The sequence below is a fragment of the Xanthomonas sacchari genome, assembly GCF_040529065.1.
Lineage (GTDB): Bacteria > Pseudomonadota > Gammaproteobacteria > Xanthomonadales > Xanthomonadaceae > Xanthomonas_A > Xanthomonas_A sacchari.
This window is the reverse complement of sequence record NZ_CP132343.1, coordinates 4,901,990-4,918,511: the sequence shown is the minus strand read 5'-3', so window position 1 is coordinate 4,918,511 and position 16,522 is coordinate 4,901,990. Positions and strand designations below refer to the sequence as shown.

Annotated in this window: 10 protein-coding genes and 2 pseudogenes; 5 read left to right on the top strand and 7 right to left on the bottom strand. The window is 71.7% G+C overall.

Annotation, left to right across the window (positions count from 1 at the left end; all coding sequences use genetic code 11):
- Positions 1–174 precede the first annotated feature (174 nt).
- On the bottom strand, positions 175–570 hold the full coding sequence (locus tag RAB71_RS20970) for an I78 family peptidase inhibitor (protein ID WP_010342269.1): 396 nt from the start codon (positions 568–570) through the stop codon (positions 175–177).
- A gap of 289 nt (positions 571–859) precedes the next feature.
- Here RAB71_RS20970 and RAB71_RS20965 point away from each other — a divergent pair, with 289 nt between their 5' ends.
- The gene (locus RAB71_RS20965) at positions 860–2,080 is read left to right on the top strand and encodes a DNA topoisomerase IB (protein ID WP_010342268.1); all 1,221 of its coding nucleotides are present in this window, start codon (positions 860–862) and stop codon (positions 2,078–2,080) included.
- 45 nt (positions 2,081–2,125) lie between these two features.
- Here the strand turns inward: RAB71_RS20965 and RAB71_RS20960 are convergent, their stop codons facing one another.
- Entirely contained in the window at positions 2,126–2,482 is a 357-nt protein-coding gene (locus tag RAB71_RS20960; RefSeq protein WP_010342267.1) for a hypothetical protein, read from the bottom strand.
- 140 nt (positions 2,483–2,622) lie between these two features.
- Here RAB71_RS20960 and RAB71_RS20955 point away from each other — a divergent pair, with 140 nt between their 5' ends.
- Both RAB71_RS20955 and RAB71_RS20950 read left to right on the top strand, forming a co-directional pair.
- On the top strand, positions 2,623–2,856 hold the full coding sequence (locus RAB71_RS20955) for a hypothetical protein (RefSeq protein WP_010342266.1): 234 nt from the start codon (positions 2,623–2,625) through the stop codon (positions 2,854–2,856).
- Positions 2,857–2,927: 71 nt separating this feature from the next.
- Positions 2,928–3,962 (top strand): SDR family oxidoreductase, encoded by a 1,035-nt coding sequence (locus tag RAB71_RS20950; protein ID WP_010342265.1) that lies wholly within the window; start codon positions 2,928–2,930, stop codon positions 3,960–3,962.
- A 351-nt stretch (positions 3,963–4,313) separates the two neighbouring features.
- Here RAB71_RS20950 and ligD read toward each other — a convergent pair whose 3' ends face one another.
- The 3 genes from ligD to RAB71_RS20935 all read right to left on the bottom strand — a co-directional run bounded on the left by ligD (position 4,314) and on the right by RAB71_RS20935 (position 9,638).
- Positions 4,314–6,947 (bottom strand): DNA ligase D, encoded by a 2,634-nt coding sequence (ligD, locus tag RAB71_RS20945; RefSeq protein WP_010342264.1) that lies wholly within the window; start codon positions 6,945–6,947, stop codon positions 4,314–4,316.
- A 19-nt stretch (positions 6,948–6,966) separates the two neighbouring features.
- Complete coding sequence (locus RAB71_RS20940) at positions 6,967–7,143, bottom strand: DUF3606 domain-containing protein (protein ID WP_010342263.1); 177 nt, start codon at positions 7,141–7,143, stop codon at positions 6,967–6,969.
- Between the two features lie 167 nt (positions 7,144–7,310).
- Entirely contained in the window at positions 7,311–9,638 is a 2,328-nt protein-coding gene (locus RAB71_RS20935; protein ID WP_010342262.1) for a TonB-dependent receptor, read from the bottom strand.
- Between the two features lie 616 nt (positions 9,639–10,254).
- On the opposite strand from RAB71_RS20935, the gene RAB71_RS20930 reads away from it, so the two are divergent.
- On the top strand, positions 10,255–10,641 hold the full coding sequence (locus tag RAB71_RS20930; protein WP_010342261.1) for a BlaI/MecI/CopY family transcriptional regulator: 387 nt from the start codon (positions 10,255–10,257) through the stop codon (positions 10,639–10,641).
- A gap of 3 nt (positions 10,642–10,644) precedes the next feature.
- A pseudogene (locus RAB71_RS20925) lies at positions 10,645–11,730 on the top strand (M56 family metallopeptidase); the annotation flags it as partial.
- A gap of 1,026 nt (positions 11,731–12,756) precedes the next feature.
- Here RAB71_RS20925 and RAB71_RS20920 read toward each other — a convergent pair.
- Positions 12,757–13,563 (bottom strand): annotated as a pseudogene (locus RAB71_RS20920) (ribonuclease H-like domain-containing protein); the annotation flags it as partial.
- 296 nt (positions 13,564–13,859) lie between these two features.
- The gene (locus RAB71_RS20915) at positions 13,860–16,373 is read right to left on the bottom strand and encodes a DEAD/DEAH box helicase (protein ID WP_010340950.1); all 2,514 of its coding nucleotides are present in this window, start codon (positions 16,371–16,373) and stop codon (positions 13,860–13,862) included.
- Positions 16,374–16,522: the final 149 nt, after the last annotated feature.

Here is a 16,522-nt window from a genome sequence, read left to right as displayed (position 1 = left end):
TCCGAAGGAACGCGGCGACACTCGCCCCCGCTCTATCCTGGAGCGCTTCTTGAGGTCACCGGAATCCCGACTAAAACATAGTTGGTGCGGTGCCGCAATACACCGTTACACCTGCAACTTCAGGGCTGGCGGCGGCGTTGCCGCCGCCGCCGCACCAGGGCCGCTGGCGGCGCCTCAGCCGCAGCGAACGCCGGTGATCTGGTTCTTTTCGTCGACCTCGATGTTGAGCCGTTCGCCGTTGAACTCCATGGTCACCGCCTGGTTCGGCTTGAGCACGCGGGCGGTCTTGGCGCCGGTATCGCTGCGCGCCTGGTCCAGCAGCGCCGGAGCGAAGGTCTGGCCGACCAGGCCCTGCGCCTGCGAGGCATCGCAGCTGCCCACCGGCGGCGCGTCTGGCGCGTTGGCCGGGTCCGGCGCGGCGGCCTGCTGCGCGGCGGCCTGGGCCTTGGCGCTCACCTGTTCCTGCTCGTCCGGCGGCGGCGCGCCGCAGGCGGCCAGGGCCAGCGCCAGGCAGGCCGTGCCGAGCAGGCCGGCACGCGTGGACGCACGGGAGGAAAGGAGGTTGCTCATCGGGGCTCCTATGGATGGAGGGAAGGACGCGTGAAGCATAGAACGTGCGTCGCGCTTTGAGGCCACCCAGGGCCACCGGCGGCGAACGGCGCCGCCGGCGCGCCGGCCACGGGGATCCGGCCTTCCGGCGCGACGCACGTTCCAACGCCGGCAGCATCGGACATGGCGCGTTCGCCACTCGTTAAGCGCTGCAGCCGGCCGGCATCACGTGCCGTAGCCGTTGCGCTGCCGACAATCCAGGCTCGTGGAACCGGCGGCGCGGGCCGCGGTTCCGGCTTCCGGAGGTCCGATGTCCACCCAGTCCCGTTCCACCGCCGCCGCCGAGGCCGCGCGTGCCCGGCAGTCCCGCCAGGCCGCCAGCAGCGCCGGCCTGGTCTATGTCAGCGACCAGGAGCCGGGCATCGTCCGCCGCCGTGCCGGCAAGGGGTTCGGCTACCGCCTGCCCGACGGCAGCGCAGTGCGCGACGCCGCCACCCTGCAGCGCATCCGCCAACTGGCGATCCCGCCGGCCTATACCGAGGTATGGATCTGCACGCGCGACAACGGTCACCTGCAGGCCACCGGCCGCGACGCGCGCCGGCGCAAGCAGTACCGCTACCACGCCGACTGGGCGCAGGTGCGCGGCGACGGCAAGTTCGAGCGCATCGTCGCCTTCGGCCAGGCGCTGCCGCGGCTGCGCCGGCGCCTGCGCCGCGACATGGCGCTGCCCGGCTACCCGCGCGACAAGGTGCTGGCGATGGTGGTGGCGCTGATGGCCGAGACCCTGGTGCGCGTGGGCAACGCCGAATACGCGCGCAGCAACCGCTCCTACGGCCTGACCACGCTGCGCAACCGCCACCTGGCCTTCGTGAAAGGCGGCCGTGCGCGGCTGCAGTTCCGCGGCAAGGGCGGGCAGGAGCACGACATCGAGGTCGACGACGTGCACCTGGTCAAGCTGATCCGCGGCTGCCAGCAACTGCCCGGGCAGGCGCTGTTCCAGTACCGCGACGACGACGGCCAGTTGCAGCCGGTGGATTCGGGCGAGGTCAACGACTACCTGCGCGAGGCGATGGGCGAGAGCTTCACCGCCAAGGACTTCCGCACCTGGGGCGGCACCCGCGCCGCGCTGCAACGGCTGGCCGCGCTGCCGCTGCCCGACACCGGCGGCGAGCGCGCGCTGGCGCAGGCGCAGAATGCGGTGATCCGCGAGGTGGCCGAGGCGCTCGGCAACACCCCGGCGGTGTGCCGCAAGGCCTATATCGACCCGTGCGTGTTCGACGGTTGGCGCTGCGGCCGCCTGCACGGCCTGTGCGAGGGCGTGCGCGGCGAGCGGCAGTGGGATCTGATCACGCTGAAGTACCTGGGGCGGGCACGTACCGCGGCGCGCAAGGCGGCCGGTCGTACCGCGGCCAAGGCGCCGCCCTTGCGCAAGGCCGCGCGGACCACGCGCAACGGTGCGGTGGCAAGCACGCAGGGCAGTGGTCACCGCAGCAAGCGCAAGGCCTCGCCTGCGACCCGCAAGCGCGCCTGAGCGCCGCGCCGCCGCGGGTGCGGCGGGACGGCCTCGCGGTGCGGATCAGCCGCAATATACGGTGGTGATGTTGTTGGTCGGGCCGACTTCGACGGTCAGGCGGTCGCCGCCGGTCTCGCGGGCGCCGCGATTGGCGCTGTCCACGCCGCTGGAGGTGGCGCCGTTGTCGGCGACGCTGCTCTTGACCACCTGCACCTTGAGGCTGTCGCTGTCGACGCGGGCGCGTTCGACGGTCATGCGCGAGGCGGCCAGGCCGACCGCGCCGCGGACCTTGTCGATATGGCACTGGCCGGAGATGACACCGTCGATCGGCTGCACCTGCGCCACCTGGGTGGTGCTGCAGGCGCCGAGCAGCAGCACGGCGGCGAACGGGGCGAGGCGGGCAAGCGGGTGGCGGATCATGGGGCGTCTCCTTCGATCGATGGCGCGAGCCTGTCGCGGCGCATGTTTGCGCCGCATGAAGAGATCGCGCCGGCGGTTTCACCGGTCGTGGCCGCGGGCGGGGCCAGACTCGGGATTCCCCCCAGCAACCGGAGCCGATCATGGCCACCTGCGATGTCTGCGGAAACGACTACGACCAGGCCTTCACCCTGACCCAGGGCGCGCGCAGCGGTACCTTCGATTCGTTCGAGTGCGCCATCCACGCCTTCGCCCCGCGCTGCAGCCACTGCGAGTGCCGCATCGTCGGCCACGGCGTGCAGGCCGGCGAGCGCATGTTCTGCTGCGCGCACTGCGCCCAGCATGCCGGCGTCAGCGGTCTCGCCGACCGCGCCTGAGCGACGCCCGTTCCTTCCCTTCGAGGAGGGTTGCGCGACCGCGTCCTCCTCCCGCATCCGGAGTATTGCCGATGGCCTCCCGCAAGCGTCCTGCCGCCACCAAGTCCGCCCCGTCCAAGCGCAGTGGCGCCGTGGCGTCGTCCAGCGCCAAGACCGTGCAGCAGCAACGCGCGCTGCAACGCGCGGTCGATGCCGGCGACGCCAAGCCCAAGCCCAAGCGCTCCAAGCCGGGCGACGCGGGCCAGGCCGGCCCGCGCAAGCAGCCGCAGCGCATGCCCAAGCAGCACCTGACCAAGCCGGGCAACGAGCACGAGTTGGCGCTGCAGCCGCGCTTCGAGGCGCCGGAATACGTGGGCAGCGGCAAGCTGCGCGGCATGAGCGCGATCGTGACCGGTGCCGATTCGGGCATCGGCCGCGCGGTGGCGGTGCTGTTCGCGCGCGAGGGCGCGGATGTGGCGGTGCTGTACCTGGACGAACACGAGGATGCGCAGGTCACCCGCCAGCACGTCGAGAACGAAGGCCGCCGCTGCATCACCATCGCCGGCGACGTGAAGGATCCGGCGTTCTGCGAGGACGCGGTGGCGCAGACGGTCAACGCCTTCGGTGGGCTCGATGTGCTGGTCAACAACGCCGCTTTCCAGCTGCATTGCGATGCGCTGGAGGACCTGAGCGAGGAACATCTGCAGGAGACCTTGCAGACCAACATCGCCGGCTATTTCCACATGGCGCGCGCGGCGCTGCCGCATCTCAAGCGTGGTTCGGCGATCGTCAACAGCGGCTCGGAGACCGGGCTGTTCGGCAGCAAGTCGCTGCTGGACTATTCGGCGACCAAGGGCGCGATCCATGCTTTCACCATGGCGTTGGCCAGCCAGCTGCAGCCGCGCGGCATCCGCGTCAACGCAGTCGCGCCGGGGCCGGTGTGGACGCCGCTCAATCCGGCCGACAAGTCCGCCGAGGACGTGGCCGAGTTCGGCAAGCAGAACCCGATGGGGCGCCCGGCGCAGCCGGAGGAACTGTCGCCGGCGTACGTGTTCCTGGCCTCGCCGATCACTGCCAGCTACATCAATGGCGCGATCCTGCCCGTGATGGGTGGGCCGACGGGGTAGGGGGTGAGTGGGTTGGCGGGTGAGTTGGCTGGCGGTCGGGCCCTCACCCCAACCCCTCTCCCGAGGGGAGAGGGCTTTTGACTCCCTTCTCCCCCCGGGAGAAGGTGCCCCGCAGGGGCGGATGAGGGTACGGGTCGCTCGTGTTCAGTGTCAGCGAGGCGCTTCGCGCCCGGACCCTCACCCCAACCCCTCTCCCGGTGGGAGAGGGGCTTTTGATTCCCTTCTCCCATCGGGAGAAGGTGCCCCGCAGGGGCGGATGAGGGTACGGGTCGCTCGTGTTCAGTGTCAGCGAGGCGCTTCGCGCCCGGACCCTCACCCCCAACCCCTCTCCCGGCGGGAGAGGGGCTTCGCTCACTCCGTTTCGGCCCAGCGCGCCAGGTTCTGCTTCAGCGCGTCGATGCCGGCCCACGGATCCTTGCGTCGCCGCTTCAGCTTGGCGGGGACGTCGCGCAGCTTGAAGGCGTCGGCGCGGTGCAGTTTGGACAGGTCGCTCCAGGCGAGCGGCATCGCCACCGGGGCGCCGGCGCGGGCGCGCAGCGAATACGACGCCACCGCGGTGGCGCCGCGGCCGTTGCGCAAATAGTCGACGAAGATGCGCTGGTTGCGCAGGCGCTTGCTGGCGGTGGCGAGGAAGCGCTCGGGTTGCGACTGCGCCAGTGCGTCGGCGAAGCCGTGGGCGAAGCGCTTGGTCAGGTCCCAGTCGCAGCCCGGCGCCAGCGGCACCACCACGTGCAGGCCCTTGCCGCCGGACACGCGCAGGAACGATTCCAGCTCCAGCTGCGCGAGCAGCTTGCGGATATCGGTGGCCGCGCGCTTGACCTCGGCGAAGGGCACGTCCGGGCCCGGGTCCAGGTCGAACACCACGCGGTCGGCACGCTCCGGGGACGCGGCATGCGCGCCCCACGGGTGGAACTCCAATGCATTGAACTGCACCAGCTCCAGCAGCCCGGCCGCATCCTCGACCACCAGGTACTCGGCCTGGGTGCCGCTCTCTTCCTTCAACCGCACCGACGACACCAGTTCCAGCCCAGCGGTGTGGTGCTTCTGGAAGAAGCACGCGCGTTCGGCGCCGGCCGGGCAGCGGATGATCGACAGAGGGCGGCCGGCGATCTCCGGCAGTAGGTGATCCATCACCGCGCTGTAGTAGTCCCAGACCTCGCGCTTGGTCGCGCCGATGTCGGGGAAGACCACGCGGCCCGGGCTGGACAGCGTCGGCGGCGTGCGCGCGTTGTCAGCGGCTGCCACGCCGCGCTTGCCGCGCTTGCTGCTGGCGACCTTCGCGTCGACGGCCTTTGTTTTGGTCGCTTTGGTCGCCTTGGTCGTTTTGTCCGCCTTGGCTTTCCTGGCCGCCGGCGTTGCCCGCGCCGCCGCCGCGCGCGGTGCCGGTGCGTCGGCATCGCCCAGATCGGCGATGTCCTTGTCCGGACGCACCGCCTTCAGCGAGGCCTGGCGCAGCAACTGCTGTCCGCCGATGCCGCGGTAAAACACCTCCACCACGAAGCGCGGCGCGAACCAGCGCGCGCTGCGCAGGTCGGTCTCGGTGGTGGGCACGTGCACGCTGGGCGTGGCGCTGCCGGCCTTGCCGATCAGCGCGGTCAGCTCGCGCAACAGGGCATCGGAGAAGCCGGAGCCGACCCGCCCGACGTACAGCCAGCCATGGTCGGGATCCGGCCGCGCCAGCAGCAACGAGCCGAAGCCGCTGCGGCTGCCCTTGGGTGCGGTGTAGCCGACCACCGCGAACTCGTCCGAGCGCAATTGCTTGGTCTTGCGCCAGTCGTCGCTGCGGCCGCCGTGGTAGCCGCGGTCGGCGCGCTTGGAGACGATGCCCTCGAAGTGCTGCGTGCCGGCGAGCTGGAACGCCGCGTCGCCGTCGCCGTCGATGTGCGAGCTGAAGGCCAGGTGCGTATCGGCGTCCTGCAGCAGCCGCTGCAACAACGCCTTGCGCTCGGACAGCGGTGCGGCGGCGATGTCGATGCCGTCCAGGTGCAGCAGGTCGAACAGGGCGAGCGCCAGCTTGCCCTGGCGCTCGCCGGACAGCACCGCCTGCAGCAGGTTGAAGTCCTCCTTGGTGCCCTTGCCGGCGATCAGTTCGCCATCCAGCGCCGCCGAGCGCAGGCCCAGCGCGGCGATGGCATCGCGGATCTCGGGAATCTTGTCGGTCCATTCGATCGCGTTGCGCGACCATAGCCGCACCACGCCGTCGGCGACGGTGGCCAGGATCCGGTAGCCGTCCCACTTGATCTCGTGGATCCATTGCGCGCCCTGCGGCGGGGTATCGCCCAGCCGGGCCAGCTGCGGCGCGAACGGTCCGTCCGGCGCCGCCGCCGACACCGCGCCCGGCAGTGCCTGGGCGAGCTTGGCCCAGTTCGTCCGGCGGCCCTTGCGCACCGGTGCCACCACCGTCGTGGCCTTGCGTTTGTTGGGTTTGCCAGCGCCGGCGCGCTTGACGTCCTGCGCCGGCGCCGCGGTGACATCGGCCAGCAGGTCGTCCGCCTCCAGGTCGCCGGCGAAGGCGTCGTCCTCCTTGAACAGCAGCCACTGCGGCTGCCGCGCCGGCTTGCCCGAGCGCACCAGGTGCCAGCCGCCCTTGAGCTTGTCGCCGAACAGTTCGAAGCGCAGATGGCCCTTGGCCAGTTGCGCCTCCGGATCGTCCGCGCTGCTCCACACGCCGTGATCGAACTGGGCGACGTGGCCGCCGCCGTATTCGCCCTGCGGGATCTCGCCCTCGAACGTGGCGTAGTCGAGCGGATGGTCTTCCACTTCCACCGCCATGCGCTTGACCTTGGGGTCGTAGCTCGGCCCCTTCGGCACCGCCCAGCTCTTCAGCGCATCGCCGACCTGCAGGCGGAAATCGTAATGGCGGCGGCTGGCGTGGTGCAGCTGCACGACGAAGATCGGCCGCTGCCCCGCCGGCACCGGCTTGCCAGGCTCCGGCTCGCGGGTCTTGTCGAAGCGGCGCTTGCGGCGGTAGTCGGCGAGGCTCATGGCGCGGGCCCGGCCCCCGTCACTTGCGCAGGTGCGCGCGGACCGCGGCGGCACTGCTGCCCACGGCATGCACGGCGGCGCGCAGCTCGTCGGCGGACACGCCCAGCGCCTGCGTCCAGTAGCGCACTTCGTAGTCTTCGTGGAGGTTGATGCGGTCGCGATCGGGCGAACCGGTGTTGCGGGTGTCGTCGCTCATGCCGATGTCCTGCTGTGCAGAAGCCGCTGCGGTCGTGGGGGCGCCGCGTGTGGCGGCGAGGCCGACGGACGCGGCATGCGTCGGCGGACCGGTGCGGAAACTTCTAGTCGCGCCAGCGTGGCACCGCCGTGAACGCCGTGTCTGCCCCATGCATGCGTGCCGCCCGCTCAGAACGCCAGCGAGGTACTGAACAACACCTGCCGCGGCGCGCTGCGCTGCAGCGTCTGGTAGTCGCCGGCGAACGCCGAGCCGGCGATGTTGGCGGTACCGATGTTGCGGCGATCGAGCAGGTTGCTCACGTCCAGGCGCAGCTCCAGGCCGGGCAGCGGGCTGTCGGGCCCCAGCGTGTACGCCGTGTACGCGTTGACCTGCCAGAACGCCGGTACGCGCAGGTCGTTCTCGTAGGTGAAGGGCTGATGCAGGTACTCGGTGCTGGTGGCGCCGAAGCGCCAGTGGCGCACATGCGCCGACAGGTCGCTGACCAACGACAGTTGCGGATAGCCCGGCTGCGCCTTGCCCTGGATCGGATAGACGTTGCCGTCGACGACCACGTCGCGGTCGTAGACCGAGCGCGCCAGCGCCACCCCCTGGTAGAACTGCAGGTGCGGGGTCAGGTCGGCGGTCACGCCGAGGTCGGCGCCGAAGGTGTGCATCTTCGGCATCACCTGCACGGTGTTGACCTGCGCGAACTGGGTGCCGACCGCGGCCGACAGCAGGCGGTGGCGGATGTCGCCGTAGAACACGTCCGCGGTGACGGTGGCGCGGTCGAAGCGATGGGTGCCGCCGAGGGTGAGGTTCCAGTCCTGTTCCGGCTGCAGGTGGCGGGCGAGGCGGTCGAACGTGGCCTGGTCGGGGACGGTCCAGGCCGAGGCGGTGTAGCCGATGTTGCCGCGCTGGGCGACGCGGAAGCCGTTCATCGCGCTGCCCAGGTCGATGAAGCCGTCGGTCTGCGCGGTCGGGCTCCAGAACAGCGACAGGTGCGGCAGGAACGCGCTTTTGGCGCGCAGCGTGCCGGAGGCCGGCCGGTCCGGCGCATCGCCGACACCACCACCGCTGGTGCGGAAATCCACCGCCTTTGCCCCCAGGCCCAGCACCAGCGTGTCGCTCAGCGCGATGTCGTCGTGCACGTACACCTGGCGCGCGCGGGTGGTCCACTGCGAGACGTTGTCGGTCTTGAACGCCGGGCCGTACGTGTCCCATGGCCCGATGGTGCGCAGCGGCCGGCCTTGTCCCAGCAGCGGCTCGGTGTACCAGAAGGTCGTCGCGTCGGCGCTGGCGTGCTCCTGCCAGAGGCCGGCGCTGAGGGTGTGCCGGCCGAGCAGGTAGCTCAGGCTGAGCAGGGCGCCGCTGCGCTGCACGTGCGGTGCCTGTACCTGCTCGGAGAACGGCGCGCCATTGGGCGAGGGCGTGGTCGGATCGCTCAGCGTGGCGTGGATGCGGCTGCGCGCGCTGTAGACCTGCACATGTCCGCTGAGCGCGTCGGAGATGTGGAAGTCGTGCGCGAGCGAGGCGATGCGGTCGTCGGTGACCTGGCCGGTGTCGTACGGCAACAGCCCGGCCAGGGTGCCGCAGCTGTAGACGCCGCAGGATGCGCCGGCGTTCTGCGGCAGGGCGATGGCATAGGCCTTGGCGTAGTCGGGGTAGAGACTGTCGGCGCGCCAGCCGAGTTTGCCGAGCATGTCGAAGGACAGGTTGTTGTAGCCCCACATCGCCGCGTGGCTGGCCGACAGGAACACGGTGAACGTGCCCCAGGCCACGTCCTGCGTCGCCTTCAGGTCGCCGCGCAGGAAGCGCTGGGTGCCGCCACCCTGGTATTTGTCCGCGCCCAGCCGTTGCAGGTCCACCTGCAGCTTCGGGCCGTTGGCGCCGAGCTGTCCGCTCTGCGCGGAGACCGTGGTGACCTGGGTCGCGTCGCTGCCCACGCCCTGCTTGAGGCGCAGGCCGGGCGTGTCCTTCGGTTCGCCCAGGCGGTACTCCAGCGCGCCGCCGTTGGCACTGCTGGAGAACACGCTCACCGGTGCCGCGCCGGGGCTGACGGTGATGGTGCCGATGGCATCCGGCACGCCGACGTTGATCACGCTGGTGCCGGTCAACGACAGGAAGCCACTGTCGTTCAACGGCACGCCTTCGAAGCTGATGCCCATTTCGTTCATGCGGAACCCGCGCACGAACAGGCTGGTAGCGGAGACGTCCAGGCCCAGCCCGTCGGTGGCGGTGTAGCTGGCGCCGGGCACGGTCTTCAGCCGTGCCAGGCCGTTGCTGCCGGCGACGTCGGCGTCCATGTCGCCGGCATTGATGACGTAGCGGTTCGGGCCGACCACTTGCGTAGGCGCCACCGCCGCCGCATGCGGCGAGGCCACCACGTCCAGCGCGGACAACGTGGTCGGCGTGGTGTCCGCATCGGTGCTGGTGGCCGCGTCCGCGGCGTGTGCCGTGGACGCGGCGAGGCAGGCGGTCAGTGTCGCGGACAACAACGACGGCGTGCACGCGCGCATGCGGCGATGCGGTGCGGGCGGCGGCAAGGCGGTGGCGCGGAGACGGGAGGAAGTCGCGTGCATGGTCGGATCCGGCGTGGAGTGGGAGCGGTGGCGCAGGCGCGCACCCAGCGCTGGGCGGCGGCCTCGCGGCGACGCCCGGCTGGCTGTGCGTTTGCGATGGAAGGGCGCCCGCGGCGCGGCGCGGATCAGGGGACGTGGCGCGCGGCTTTGCGGCTGTTCGCTTCAAATCGATGAAGGCGAACGGCGCATCCGCGCGACAGCGCGTGACCCGAGGTGGAGACAGCGGCGTGAAGCGATGCAGGGAATTCTTGCACCGCATGTGCGCTTGCACCATTGCGCGTTGGTACAGCGCTGCCTGCCGCGCGTATGCGTTGCGATACCTGGGTATAGGACATTCGTGTCCCCAGCGCGAAGAGGTCGGAGCGCAGCGAACGTGAGGCATGGACGAACCGACTACCCAGACATCCGCCAGCCTGCGATAAGCGCTGCCAGCCTCGCGGCCGGACGCCATCGCCAGGCCTGCTGTCGCCTGCCGTCCATGACCTGCGACCTATTGACGACAGTTGTCGTCACGGGTAGCTTTGCCGACACGTGTAGTCATCGGAGTGGGTGGATGCGCCGCAAATCGATCGGGGACCAGGAACTGGCCCTGCTGCAGTACATCGCCGAGCACGGCGATGCCAGCGTCGGCGAGGTCGCCGCCGGGTTCGGCGAGGCGCGCGGGCTGGCGCGTTCGACGGTGCTGACCATGATGGAGCGCCTGCGCGCCAAGTCCTATCTGCGCCGCCGCCAGGTGCAGGGGGTGTACCGCTATGCCGCCACCAGCGGCCAGGACGACGTGGTGCGCAGCGCGGTCGGCAGCTTCGTCGAGAAGACCCTGCAGGGCTCGGTCTCGCCGTTCGTGGCGTGGATGTCGCAGCGCGCCGAGGTCAGCGACGCGGAACTGGCGGAACTCGAGGCCCTGGTGGCCAAACTGCAATCGCAACGGCGAGAGGACTGAGCCATGCACAGCCTGTTGGGGACGGACGTGTTCGAGAGCCTGCTGTCGCGCCTGCTGGCGACCAGCGTGCAGACGCTGGTGCTGGTCGCGCTGATCTGGGCGCTGTGCCGCTGGCTGCCGACCCTGCCGGCGGCCACGCGTTGCCGGCTGTGGTGGCTGGTGGCCGCGCAGAGCGTGCTCGGCCTGCTGTGGGCCGGCGCGGTGCAGTTGCCGGCGGTCGTAGCCACGATGCCGGCGACCCCGGGACGCGCGGCAACATCGTCCGTGCAGGCCGCATCCGCGGCGCCCGCGCAACGCAACGTCAACGCGACTGCCGCTACCGCTGTCGCGCCGATCGCCTTGCCGCCGGCCACGCCGTCCTCGGCAGCCTGGCCCTGGGCGCAGGCGCTGGCCGCGTTGTGGCTGGCCGGCGTACTGGTCTGCGCCGCGCACAGCGTGCTGGCCTACCGTCGCAGCCGCCAGCGTGCGCGCGCGGCGGCGCCGTGCACCGACGCCGCCCTGCTCGGCGCGTTGCGCCTGGCCGCCGAGGCGCATGGCCTGCGCGAGCCGCCGCAGTTGCGGCTGTGTGCGCACATCGATTCGCCGCAGCTGATCGGCCCGTGGCGGCCGGTGCTGTTGCTGCCGGCGCGGCGCATGGACAGCCTGCGCGCCGACGACCTGGACATGGCGCTGACCCACGAACTGGTGCACCTGCAGCGCCGCGACCTGTGGTGGGGCCTGCTGCCGGCCGTGGCGCAGCACCTGTTCTTCTTCCATCCGCTGGTGCACCTGGCCAACCGCGAATACGCCCTGGCCCGCGAGGCGGCCTGCGACGCGGCCGTGGTCGCCGGTCACCGCCATTGCCGTCACGACTACGCGCGGCTGCTGGTGCAGCTGGGCGTGGCGCCGCGGCCCAGCGCCGGCGTGGCCAGCGCCTCGCCGACCTTCCTGAGCCTGAAACGGAGATTGCAGATGCTGCAGACCACGTCCGCTTTTCCGCGCCTGGGCGCGGCCCTGATCCTGACCGCGGTGACCGTGCTCGGCGTGATGCCGCTGCGCCTGGTGGCCCAGCCCGGCCATGCGGCCGCGAGCGCGGCGCCGACCCGGCCGGCGCGCACGCCGGCACCCGACGTGGCGACCGACGTCGATGCCGGCACCGAAGCCGCGGCCGATGCGGCTGCCGCGGCCGCCGAGGCGGCGCAGACTGCCGCCGATGCTGCCGGCGATGCCGCCGCGCAGGCGGCCGACGTGGCCGATGCCGCGCGGGAACGTGGGCGCGAGGCGGCGGCTGCTGCGGCCGAAGCCGCCGAAGCTGCCGAAGCGACCGACGCGGCGGACATGGACGATGCCGCGCGTGCCGCCGACGTGCCCGCCGCGCCGCTGCCGCCGCGTGCGTCCAAGGCGGCCAGGGTGGCGGCAGCGACGCCCGCGCAGCCTGCACCGCCGCCGGTCGCGCCGCTGCCGCCGCCCGCGCCGCTGGCGCCGCCGGCACCGGCGGTCCCCGCTGCACCGCCGGCCATCGGCTCGCGGATCAGCACGCGGTCGGTGCAGAAGACCCGCAACGGTCAACTCGAACAGTCGTATGTCCGGGTCAAGGGCAACCATTCGACGATGAGTGGCAGCAGCGACGAACTCGCCAGCATGAAGCGCGAGACCCAGGGCGATGGCCTGTGGTTCCGCCGCGGCGGCAAGCGCTATGTGGTGCACGATCCTGCACTGCTGGCCCGCTTCGACGCGCTGTTCGAGCCGATCGGCAAGCTGGGCGCGCAGCAGGGCGAACTCGGCAAGCGCCAGGGTGCACTGGGCCGCGAGCAGGGCGAGCTGGGCCGGGAACAGGGCAAGCTGGCGCAGGAGGCCGCGGCGCGGGCGCTGGCGCGCATCGACATGGACGCCGTCGCTGCCAAGGCGCAGGCGAATGCCCAGGCAGCGCTTGCGCAGCGCCAGGACGCGCTGTCGGCGAAGATGCGCGCGCTCGGCGAACAGCAGGCCGCGCTGGGCCGGCAGCAGGGCGAACTGGGCGCGCGGCAGGGCGAATTGAACGCGCAGCTCGATCGCGAGGTCGACCGCCTGTTCGATGCGGCCATCGCCGCCGGCAGTGCGCAGCGGCTGGAGTGATCCGCCGGCGGCGTGCCGCGCCTACGCCGACGCGGCCGCCGCCAGCGCGCGTTCCTCGGCCTCGGCGGCGACCAGGCGCTGCAGCAGCAGCGCCAGCGTGACCACGTCCTGGTGGTTGTGTGCGGCGACGCGGCGCAGGTTCCGCGCGTTGCCGCCGCGCAGGTAGCCCAGCCACGCCGCCGGCGCTTCCGAGCCCGGCAGGTCGTCCTCGCGCACCACCCGCAGCAACTGCCGCTCGATGGTGGCGAGCTTGCAGTTCTCCCAGGTGCCGCGGTAGCGGCGGCGGGTGGGATGCAGCAGGTCCACGTGGTCCAGCGCCGACAGCGGATCGGCGCAGCGCGCCAGCCGGTAGCGGGTCTTCAGCAGCGGCGCGTCGTAGCAGCGGCCGTTGTAGCTGGACAGCACGGTGCCCGGCCGCAGCCAGGCGCGGAACGCCTCCAGCATCGCCTTCTCCGCGCCCATCGTGGCCATCAGCAACTGGCGGATGCGCAGGCCCGGGCCATCGGCCGGATGCACGGTCCAGTCGGCCGCGCCGATCATGAAGGCGCGCGTCCCGGTGCCGCCGGCCAGGCCGGTGGTCTCGGTGTCGAAGAACAGCAGGTCGGTCGGTTCCACCGCATCCTCGCGGCGGGCGAAGGCTAGCGACAGCGCGCCGGCAGGGATCGGCTGCGGCAGGAACGCCTCGATCAGGTGCAGCCCGGGCGCGATCTCCACCCCGGGCAGGTGCCGGTCCGGCGCGAGGGCAGGCCTGCGTGCGACCACTGCCGCGGCGGGCGCGACGGCGCGCTCGCGCAGGCCGAGCAGGCGCCGCAGGGCGGACACATCGGTGCCGCCGCGGCCGAACGGGGCGATGGCGATGGGCGGCGCCACCGCGGTGTCGGTGCCGCCGCTGCGCGGGGCAGCGGATGGCGTGCGTGCGGCCGTCGGTGCCGCGCGCGATGCGACCTCGCGCGGCTGCGCCGTTGCCTGCCGCGGCGCGTGCGTGGGCGTCGTCGCCAGAGCGTCCGTGCGCGACGCGCGAGGCGCGTCGGCTGCGGTGGGATTGCCGGCCAACGCCGGCGTGCGCACGGCGCTGGCATCGCCGGCCTGCCGGCGCAGCGCGCGCAGGCGCTCCAGGCTGATGCTCATGCGCTCCACTCCGGTAGCGCGTCGGCATCGACGTCGGCGGCGAGCGTGGCCGCGCCGCGCGCATCCAGCGCCGCGTCGTCCTCGCCGTCGAGCAACAGGCGCAGCACGCGCAACGCCAGCGCCCGCGGCGTGGTCGCGCTTTCCTCCTGCGCCGCCAGCACCGGGCCGACGCAGGCCGGGCAGCCGGCCACGCAGTCGCAGCTCTGCACCAGTTCGCGCGCGCGCTGCACCAGTTCGGCCTGGCGCCGCCACAGCGGCTCGCTCAGGCCGACGCCGCCGGGGAAGTTGTCGTACAGGTACACGGTGGGCACGAACTGCTGCAGTTCGACGCTGGCCGGCTCGCCGCTGTCGCCGCCGCGCAACTGGCCGCGGCCCTTGGCGTCGGCCACCGCGAACCAGGCACCGTCGCCGTCGCCCACCGCCTGCTGCAGATCGCGCGCATCGGCCATCACCGCCACCGTGGCCACCACGTGCAACGCGTAGGCCGCGCCGAGGAAACCGTCCAGCGCGTCCTGCTTGCTGCCGAACGCCTTGAGCAGGGTGGCCTGCGGCAACTGCCACCACACCGCGGTGGTGTGCAGTTCCTGGTCGGGCAGGTTGACCGGGCCGTAGCCGATGTTCTCGTGGGTGTAGTAGCGGATCTTCTTGTAGCCGGCCACGCGCCGCACCACGTGCACCTCGCCGTGGTGCGCGTCGCCGCGTCCGGCTGCGCCGCCGTCGAAGCGGTCCAGCACCTTGAGCTTGGTGAAGTCGATGCTGTCGGTGTAGTAGTCCACGTGGGTGCGGGTGACGTAGGCCTTGCGGCCTTCCCAGTCCAGCTTCTCCACCTGGTAGGGCGTGCTCTGCACCATGTGGATGGCGCCTTCGTACAGGGTCAGCGCGGCGGCGGAATAGTCGACCTCGGCGATGATCTGCTGCTTGCCGTCGGTCTTGTCCACCACCACGAAGTTGCCGTCGGCCACCGAGCGCAGGCTCACCGCATTGGCCGGATAGCTGTCGGCGATCCACTCCCAGCGGTCGCCTTCCTGGTGCACCACCTCGCTCTCGGCCAGCGCTTCCAGGAACACCGCCGGGTCCACCGGGCCGAACGCCTCGCCGGCGACGAAGGTCAGCTCGAACGCGGCGCAACGGATGTGGTCGAACAGGATCAGCGGCTGGTCCGGGGCGATGCGCGCGTGCTCGGGCGAGGCGTCGGCGAAGAAATCCGGATGCCGCACCACGTACTGGTCCAGCGGCTGCGAACTGGCCACCAGCACGCCCAGCGCCGGCTGCTGGCGGCGCCCGGCGCGGCCGAAGCGCTGCCAGGTGGCGGCGACGCTGCCGGGGTAGCCGTTGAGCACCACCACGTCCAGCGCGCCGATGTCCACGCCCAGCTCCAGCGCCGAGGTGGAGACGATGCCGTCGATGCTGCCGGCGCGCATCGCCCGCTCGGCCTCGCGGCGCTCGCTGGGCAGGTAGCCGCCGCGGTAGGCGCGGATGCGCGGCGGTTTGCGCGGGTCGTGGTCGAAGATGTCCTTCAGGTACTTGGTCAGCACCTCCACCATCAACCGGGTCTGCGCGAACACCAGGGTCTTGAGCCCGGACTTGATCGCGATGCGGGCGATGCGGTTGCTCTGCGAGCGCGCCGAGGCGCGCAGGCCCAGGTCGGCGTTGACCACCGGCGGGTTCCACAGCAGCACGTGCTTGTCGCCGCTGGGCGCGCCGGAATCGGTAATCGCGTGCACGCGCTGCTCGATCAGCGCCTCGGCGTGCGCGCGCGGGTTGCCGATGGTGGCCGAGCACAGGATGAACTGCGGCGTGACGCCGTAGAACGCGCAGATGCGCTTGAGCCGCCGCAGCACGTTGGCGACGTGGCTGCCGAACACGCCGCGGTAGGTGTGGATCTCGTCGATCACCACGTAGCGCAGGTTCTCGAAGAACTGCGCCCACTTGGTGTGATGCGGCAGGATCGCCTGGTGCAGCATGTCCGGGTTGCTGACCACGATGTCGCCGTGCAGGCGGATCGCCTGGCGCGCATCGCCTGGGGTGTCGCCGTCGAAGGTGAAGGCCTTCACCCCGAGGTCGCCGGCACGGTTGAGGTCCAGCAGCTCGGCCACCTGGTCCTGCGCCAGCGCCTTGGTCGGGAACAGGTACAGCGCCTTGGCCTGCGCGGTCATCGCCGCGGCCACCACCGGCAGCGTGTAGCACAGCGACTTGCCCGAGGCGGTGGGGGTGACGATGGCCACGTGCTCGCCGCGCTGCGCCGCGTCCCAGGCCTCGGCCTGGTGGCTGTACAGCTGCGCGATGCCGCGTTCGCGCAATGCCGCGGCCAGCGCCGGCGGCACGTCGTCCGGGATCGGTGCATAGCGGCCGGCCTGGCCGGGGATGGTGAAGCTGCCGGTGATGCGATTGTGGTAACGCCGCTCCAGCCGCGCGCTGAGCAGGGCGCCATCGCGCGAGGGCGCCCCGTCGGTGGTGGACAGGGCGCGCTCGGCGTCCTCGGTGCGCGGGGCTAGGGCGTGGGCGGGCATCGGCACGGCTCTCAAAGCGGAACAGGGAAGCGGAATCGCGTCTCAGGGTATGAGACGGGGCGCGCAGAGGCGAGGAGGGCAGATGAGCGGATTCAGGCGGGGCGGTTGCGGGTGCGTTGACCATCTGGGTGCCGCGCCATCGGCACGCT